This window comes from Catellatospora chokoriensis (assembly GCF_011297315.1).
GTDB lineage: Bacteria > Actinomycetota > Actinomycetes > Mycobacteriales > Micromonosporaceae > Catellatospora > Catellatospora citrea.
Window position 1 is genome coordinate 217,780 of record NZ_JAAOTI010000016.1, and the last position, 7,399, is coordinate 225,178.

Below are 7,399 nucleotides of genomic sequence, written 5' to 3' on the forward strand. Positions count from 1 at the left end.
GGCCCGGCACCGGCATCCGGGTGCTGCTGCGCCGTGCCCGGACAGCGGGCTCAGGCACCAAGCCGCCGAAGCCCTAGGCGCTCATCCGGATCCGACTATGGGCGGCCGTAACCACGCATAGAACTTTCGCATTGGAGTGTCATGGGTAACGGCAACAGTCTGCTCGACTACGAGCGCACAGCGCAGCGTCCCGGGTGGGAGCACCTGCCCGAACAGCTGCGGGCGGCGATCACCGACCGGCTGGGTAGCCCCGTCACCAGTGCGGTGTCGCGTACCAGCGGTTTCAGCGCCGGGTTCGCCTCTGTCCTGACGACTGCTGACCGAGGCTCCTACTTCATCAAGGCCACCAGCGCGACGTCGTCGGCGGCGCAGCTGTATCGGGCGGAGGCGCGGTTCGCCGCGGCGCTGCCAGTGGCGGTGCCGGCGCCGAAGTTCCTGTGGAGTGCGGAGCTGGCCGGGCATGTGGTGCTGTGCTTTGTCGCGGTCGTCGGCCACACCCCGAAGTTGCCCTGGAGTGCCGACGAGCTGCGGGCGGCGTTGCGCGCCCAGACCGCGGTCGCGGCGAGCCTGGCCGACCCGCCCGCCCGGCTGGCGGACCTGGCGACGACGTCGTTCTCCGAGACCGCCCGCGATAGGTACGCCAACTGGGCGGCGATCGCCGCAGGCCGGGTGTCGATGCCCGACATCCCGTCGTGGGCGAGCGAGCAGCTGGGGCTCCTGGTCGGCCTTGAAGGGCTGCTGCCGGGGCTGACTGATAACGCGACCAGCCTCATCCACTACGACATGCGTGCGGACAACCTGTTGGTCCTCAACCGCTACCACTGGACTCTGGTTACCGACTGGGCGTGGGTGATGCGCGGTCCGTCGTGGGTCGACACCGTCGCCCTGCTGATCGGTGCCAGCGACCGTGCCGACGTCGACCAGCTGCTGGCCGAGCACCCGACGGCCGTCGGGATTCCAGTACAGGGTGTGGAGGCGATGCTGGCCGCCTACGCCGGCTACCTGCTCGTCCACGGCAGCGCCGAACCCGACCCGACCTCGCCGTACCTGGCGCAGCACCGCCGCCAGTCCGGGCTGGCAGCCCTCGGCTGGCTTCACCGCCGACTCGAGCACTAAACCGACCCCATCTGCTCAGCCCGACCCCTTACGGACTGAAGGACCTGCCGTGACACAGACATCGCAAGCACCGGCGGCTGTACTGCAGCCGCCACGGCCCCGCACGGCCGGTGATGCCGCACTGCCGGAGATGCGCACCATGTGGTGGGAGACCGGCATGCGCGCCCGCGCCGACGCCGGGCTGCTGGCCGTATTCGCCGAGATCCCGCAGCTGATCCGCACCGCCCTGGGCATAGCCTGGCGCGCCGACCGCGCTCGGACCCTGACCGTGGCCGGTGCGACTGTCGGCGCCGGGATCCTGTCGGCGCTCGGGCTGCTGGCCACCCAGCGGGTTCTGGTCGAGCTGTTTGCCGCCGGGCCGACCCCGGATCGGGTGTGGGCGGCGCTGCCCGCGCTGATCATGCTGGCCGCTACCGCGGCGATCCGCGCCGGGCTGAGCATCGTGACCGGGTTCGCGCAGAACGGGCTCAGCCCGCGCGTCGACCGCGACGTCGAGCGACGCCTGTTCGAAGCGACCACCAGCGTGCGGCTGGAGGCGTTCGACGCCGACGCGTTCGCCGACGACATGGAACGCGCCGGCCGCGGAAGTAGCTCCGTCATCGGCCTCGTGCAGGGCACCCTCAACCTGCTGGCCGGACTGTCGGGGATCGTCGCGGTCACCGCCGCAGTCGTGGTGATCGAGCCGGTGCTGCTGGCCGCACTGCTGGTCGCGACCGTACCGAACGTGTGGGCGGCACTGTCGGCAGGGCACCAGCGCTACCGCACGTATATCGCCGGGTCCGTGCGCCGACGCCGCCTGGGAGTCCTGCACCGGCTCATGGCCGAACGGGACAGTGCCGCCGAGCTTCGCTCCTACGGCCTACGCGGCTTTCTGCTGGCCCAGTACGACCAGGTCATGGGCGCCGAAACGAAGATCCAGCTGGACCTGGCGCGGCGGATCACGATCACCACCACGATCGGATCGCTGACCTCCGGCATCGCCTCCACGGCCGTGTACGTGCTGCTCGGAGTGCTGCTGCTCAACGGTGACATCCCCTTGGCTGCGGCCGCGACGTGCGTGATCGCGGTACAGGCTGCTCAACGGCACCTGTCCATGGCGGCATGGCAGGTCGACCGGGTCTACGACGAGGGCGTCCACGTCCGCGACTATCAGAACTTCCTGGCACGTTCCCGCCAGCACATGCCCGAGGTATGCGGCAGCCACGAGACCGCGCCGTTGGACGAGTTGCACCTGGACAAGGTGACGTTTGCGTTCCCCGAACGGGACACCCCGGCGGTGGTCGATGTCAGCCTGACGATCCGCCACGGGCAGACGGTCGCGCTGGTGGGGGAGAACGGCAGCGGCAAGTCGACGCTCGCCGCCGTGATCGCCGGGCTGCGTGAGCCCGACGGCGGCAGCATCCGCTGGAACGGCCGCGACTACGCCGAGCACGACCCCGACGGCCTACGCGCCCGGATCGCCGTGGTCCGGCAGGACTTCTACAAATGGCCGCTGTCGGTCGTCACCAACATCGCACTGGGTGACATCGACGCCGACCCCGACCCCGACCGGATCCACGAAGCCGCCGGGCGCGCTGTCGCCCACCCGGTGATCGCCGGCCTGCCGCACGGATACGAGACGCTGCTGGACCGCACGTTCGCCGACGGCCAGGACCTTTCCGGAGGACAGTGGCAGCGGATCACCTCCGCTCGCGGTCTGTACCGCGACGCCGACCTGCTCGTGATGGACGAGCCGTCTTCTGCGCTGGATCCCCGTGCCGAAGACGCCCTGTTCCAGGCGATCCGGGACCGGCAGGGCCAGCGGACCACGATCCTGATCACTCATCGGCTGGCTAACATCCGTCACGCCGACCTCATCGTCGTCATGCACGATGGCCGGATCGTGCAGTCCGGCAGCCATGACGAGCTGATCGCCGACGGCGGCCTCTATAGCGAGCTCTACACATTGCAGGCCCGGGGCTACGGCGAGGCGGTGTCATGATGGCAGACCGGCGGGTCGTCGAACACGACCAGGGCTGGGCGGTGCTGGCTGCGGCGCATATCGCCGGGGTGCGTGACGCCTTGAGCGGCCTGGTGACGCAGGTCGAGCACGTCGGCCCGACTGCGGTCGCCGGGCTGCCCGCGGATCCGGTGATCGGGATCGCCGCCAGGCTCGATGCGACGGCGAACGTGAGCACGCTGATGCGGCTGGCGACGGTCGCCGGTTGGGCCTTCGACGGTGACCTGGGCGCCGACGGCGGCCTGGTGTTCACCAGGCACCGTGCCGGGTTGACGGTGCGGCTGCACGTGATCGGCGCGTTCCAGCCGCTATGGGATCGGCTGCTGGGCGTACGCGACACGCTGCGCGCCGATGCGGACCTGGCCGCCCGGTACAGCCACCTCGTCCGCGACGGATTGCGGTATCCGGGTGCCGCGCAGCAGCTTTTGGTACAGATCGCCGACCGCTACGGACCGGCCGAGCAGATGCCGGTGGTGAACCGGGTCCGGGCGGCTCTGTTCACTCCCACAGAACGGATCTTGCTCGTGCGGCGCACCAAGCCAGGCGAGCCGATTCACTGGGTGCTGCCCGGTGGGGGAATCGAGCCCGGCGATGCAGGCTTGGAGGACACGGCACTGCGCGAGGTTCGGGAGGAGACAGGCGGCCACGCCCGGTTGCATCGGCTGATCCACGTAGCGGTCGTCGCCGGGACCGCGCATGCGATCTTCCTCGGCCGCATCGACCAGTGGGACGAGTCGGCACGTACGGGCCCAGAGCTGGCGGACGCGTCCCGTGGCGGCTACCACCTCGACGAACTCGACCCGCGCGATCCGGTGTTCGCCCGCGGGCTGGTCTGGCCGTTGCCGACCGCGCAGTGGCTGGTCGAACACATCACCGCCGGCACCGACCTGTTCACACTGCCCGACCTGCGCGACCAGGAACCCCTGCGATGGGCGCCGCGACCTTCCAGAACCAGCAGCCCGGGAGGCCGGTGATGACGTTCACGCTCAACCCGCGTATCCGCGCGGTCCTGGAAGCCGCCTACGGCCTGCGGGTAGGACGCATTCGGCGGGTCTGGGCAGGCACCCAGACCGACAACCTGCGTGCCGAACTCGCCGACGCCACCAGCCGCTTCGTCAAGATCTACCGCACGGGTGCCGACCTCACCTACGAACGGCAGATCCTCGACGCAACCATGTACTTGGCCCAGGCGGGCGTGCCCACGACCAGGCTGGTCCCGACCACGGGTGGCGAGCGGATGCACGTCGAGGCGGATCTGGCGGTATCGGTGTGGCTGTGGACCGAGGCGACCAGCCCCGCAGTGCTCAATGTCAGGCAGGCTGCGGCGCTGGGCCGGGCCACCGCGGGCCTGCATCACGTCCTGGACGGGCTGGCTGCGCAGCGGCTTCCCGTCAGTGCCGAACGGTGCCGCACTACCCTGCCCGCGCAGGCCCAGGCCCGCTGCGAGCATCTGCTCGACCTGATCAGCGCTCGGGTGTTCACCGACCGCACCGACCACGCCAACATCGCGCGCCTGCGTCAGCGCATCACTGACCTCGACCACGTCGGGCGGCTGCAGGACGGTCTGGCGCCGCTGCGGCTGCGGCCGGCCCACGGCGACCTGGTCACCCCGAACACCCTGTTCGCCGGCGACCAGTTGGCCGCGATCATCGACCTGCGGCTACAGCACGCCGATCGGGGCCGGGAACTGGGCCGGATGGCATTCGACCCGCACACCGTCGCCCACCGCGACGACTGGCAGCAGATCTCTCTCGCTGCGGTGGCTGCCTACCTGGAAGCCGGCGGCCCGGCGACCGGCGACGAGGTTCGCAACTGCGCCCGCCTGGCTCTGCTGCACGCCCTACTGAGCACATACGGGGTCGAGGAGCGGTACCTCGCGCCGCGGCCGGCGCGGATCCAGAAGAGCCTTGACCGCTACTGGGCCGACCGGCACCTGTTCACCCGGCGCCTGCTGCAGCACCTGCCCCAGGTCGAGCAGCAGCTCACGGGGCTGGCCGCCGGTGTGCACGGCCACGGTCGCGCGGCTGTCACCGGGGCGGTCCGGTGAGCGTTCTCGCCGACGCCCGCACACGTCTGCACCGCGCCGTCAGGAGCATGCAATGAGTACCGTCGTCCTGATCACCGGAGTGTCCGGCACCGGCAAGTCCGCGCTGGCCAGGCACCTGACCGCCCGAGGCGAGCATGCGATCAGCCTCGACGCCCACCCCGGTCTGTGCCGCTGGGAGGACCCGGCCGGCCGCCCGGTAGTCCGCCCTGAGCAGCCCGACATCGGATGGCTGCGCCGCCACCACTGGAACTGGCGCCCCGCCGTGCTGGACATGCTGATCGGGCAGCTGCGTAGCGCTGACCTCGACCGGGTGTTCGTGTGCGGGACCGCGGCGAACATGGCGCTGTTGACCGACCGGTTCGATCTGATCTTCGCGCTCGACGTCGACCTCGAGATCATGCTGGCCCGCCTTCGCCACCCGGAGCGCGGCAACGACTTCGGCCGCGCCGGTGCCAGCCGTCAACTGCTAGCCGAGCGGTTCGCCACCGACCGTGCCGCCACCAGCCGGCTGGCGCACGTGGTCATCAACGCCACCGATCCGCTGACGGTCGTCGCAAACGCCATCCGCGGCTACACCGCCATCTGCCAACTCCAGCCGGTCGCCGCCTGAACCAGCCGCCGCTAGCTGTGCTGAGCGAGCCGCCATCCCGCGGTGCCGCTGCTGCCCGGCCTGCGGTCTGCGCCGTTCCGGCGTCATGAAACCGCACCCGTTCACCCTGACCCGCGTCTCGAGGCTGCCCTCGCGCGCACTGCGCGCCACGCTACTGCGGGTCTGTCCGAGCTGGACATCCACTACCGGGCGCCGTCACCGACCCGGCCGGCCGGGCGGGCGAGGCCTTCGGCACCCCGCCTTCACCAGACTCATACCGCCAGGACGACACCTACCCGCTGATCTTCGACAAGACCACCGGCGAGCTACTCGCCGACCATGACGACGACGGCTGGGAGACGTCCGCCGGTTGTACCTCACCCGGGAACGCACCACGACCAGCATGATGCCCAGCGGCGAGGAACCATTCCCAGACGCTGGCCTTACCGAGACTCCGGACAGCTCGTGTAAGTACCGCGTGGATGCCGCACCATCCGACGATGTTGCTCGGCCCGCGGCTCAGCCGCAGTTTCGTGGTGGCCAGCCCGGCATCACCACGTCGTCACCCCACCGCGGTTGGCCAGGTATTCTTGTTGAGACCGTGGGACCTGATCCCCACGTTGCGGGACCGCGCATCGGGCGAGCCTTGTTAGCAGTGGCGTCGGTCGAGTAGGAGCGTGAGCAGTAGCGCAGTTACTCGCTCAACGCTGGGCGAGCGGGCGCCGTAGCACTACCGCCGCCTCATGGTCGACGTCGGCCATCGGTGCCCGCCCGACGGCAGCATCAACCACGGCCCTGATCGCGAACACGGCGAGATCCGGTGCGTCGTGGTGCACATAGTGGCCTGCGTCGTGGGCCCGGATCCACAGCGTGTCCAACGCCTCGGCCGTGCTGGCCTGATGGCGGGTCCAGCGGGCATCGACGCCCCATATGGGATTGGCGTAGCGCCCCGTCCAACGGCCGGGCGTGCGGCTGAGCACCATCGCCGCCACATTCGGAAGCGCGGCTGCTGCCAGCGTCGCGGCGCTCGCGGCGTAGTCGAGTCGTGTCGCGTGCTCACCCGGGCCGTCGGTCGGCGGGAAGTCGCCGGGGTGCAGGCACAGTTCGTCGATCGACCCGTCGATCAGTACCAGACCAGCCACGTTGGTCGGATAGGCCGCGGTGAACATGCGTGCAACCAACGCCCCGAACGAGTGCGCCACCAAGATCACAGGTGCTGTGATCTCCAGGCCCTCTAGGAGCGTCATGAGCTCGTCGGCAAGCTCTCGATAGGTGCGCCTTCGCTGGTAGTCGGGGCGTGGGCGGCTGTCGCCGACTCCTGCCCGGTCGTATGCCACGACCCGCTGCCGCGGCGCCAGGCGCTCTACAAGCTGCCGCCATACGTCACGGGTATCGCCCCAGCCAGACAGCAGCACGATCGTCGGGTCGATGCCTGCCGTGACGTCGCAGGCGACGCGGTATGCGCCGACGTCGACCAGGCGTATGTCACGTGTGGCCGTCCGGGGATGGGGAATCACTGGGTGAGGTTCCCCCGATAATCCGGAGAGGTGGCTAGCAGGCTACGGCCTGCTCAAGGGTGGTGTTCACGGGGTCGGGTGTATCGATGTTCTTTGCGTACCAGGCGGCTTCGTACTCGTCCGGGGACAGC

At 69.8% G+C, this 7,399-nt stretch carries 6 protein-coding genes; 5 read left to right on the forward strand and 1 reads right to left on the reverse strand.

Translation table 11 applies throughout. The features are described 5' to 3' along the window. Positions 1-141 precede the first annotated feature (141 nt). The 5 genes from HAV39_RS24395 to HAV39_RS24415 all read left to right on the forward strand — a co-directional run bounded on the left by HAV39_RS24395 (position 142) and on the right by HAV39_RS24415 (position 5,772). The gene (locus HAV39_RS24395) at positions 142-1,116 is read left to right on the forward strand and encodes a phosphotransferase (protein WP_191841475.1); all 975 of its coding nucleotides are present in this window, start codon (positions 142-144) and stop codon (positions 1,114-1,116) included. A 139-nt stretch (positions 1,117-1,255) separates the two neighbouring features. Next, positions 1,256-3,097: an ABC transporter ATP-binding protein gene (locus HAV39_RS24400; protein ID WP_191841493.1), complete on the forward strand. Its 1,842-nt coding sequence runs from the start codon at positions 1,256-1,258 to the stop codon at positions 3,095-3,097. Then, positions 3,094-4,089: a GrpB family protein gene (locus HAV39_RS24405; protein WP_191841476.1), complete on the forward strand. Its 996-nt coding sequence runs from the start codon at positions 3,094-3,096 to the stop codon at positions 4,087-4,089. The genes HAV39_RS24400 and HAV39_RS24405 overlap by 4 nt, the downstream gene beginning before the upstream one ends. After that, positions 4,089-5,162 carry a phosphotransferase enzyme family protein gene (locus tag HAV39_RS24410; protein WP_191841477.1) on the forward strand — a complete coding sequence of 358 codons (1,074 nt, stop codon included), beginning with the start codon at positions 4,089-4,091 and terminating at the stop codon, positions 5,160-5,162. The genes HAV39_RS24405 and HAV39_RS24410 overlap by 1 nt, the downstream gene beginning before the upstream one ends. Before the next feature lie 52 nt (positions 5,163-5,214). Then, complete coding sequence (locus tag HAV39_RS24415; protein ID WP_191841478.1) at positions 5,215-5,772, forward strand: AAA family ATPase; 558 nt, start codon at positions 5,215-5,217, stop codon at positions 5,770-5,772. A gap of 680 nt (positions 5,773-6,452) precedes the next feature. On the opposite strand, the gene HAV39_RS24420 is transcribed toward HAV39_RS24415, so the two are convergent. Continuing rightward, positions 6,453-7,268 (reverse strand): alpha/beta fold hydrolase, encoded by an 816-nt coding sequence (locus HAV39_RS24420; protein ID WP_191841479.1) that lies wholly within the window; start codon positions 7,266-7,268, stop codon positions 6,453-6,455. Positions 7,269-7,399: the final 131 nt, after the last annotated feature.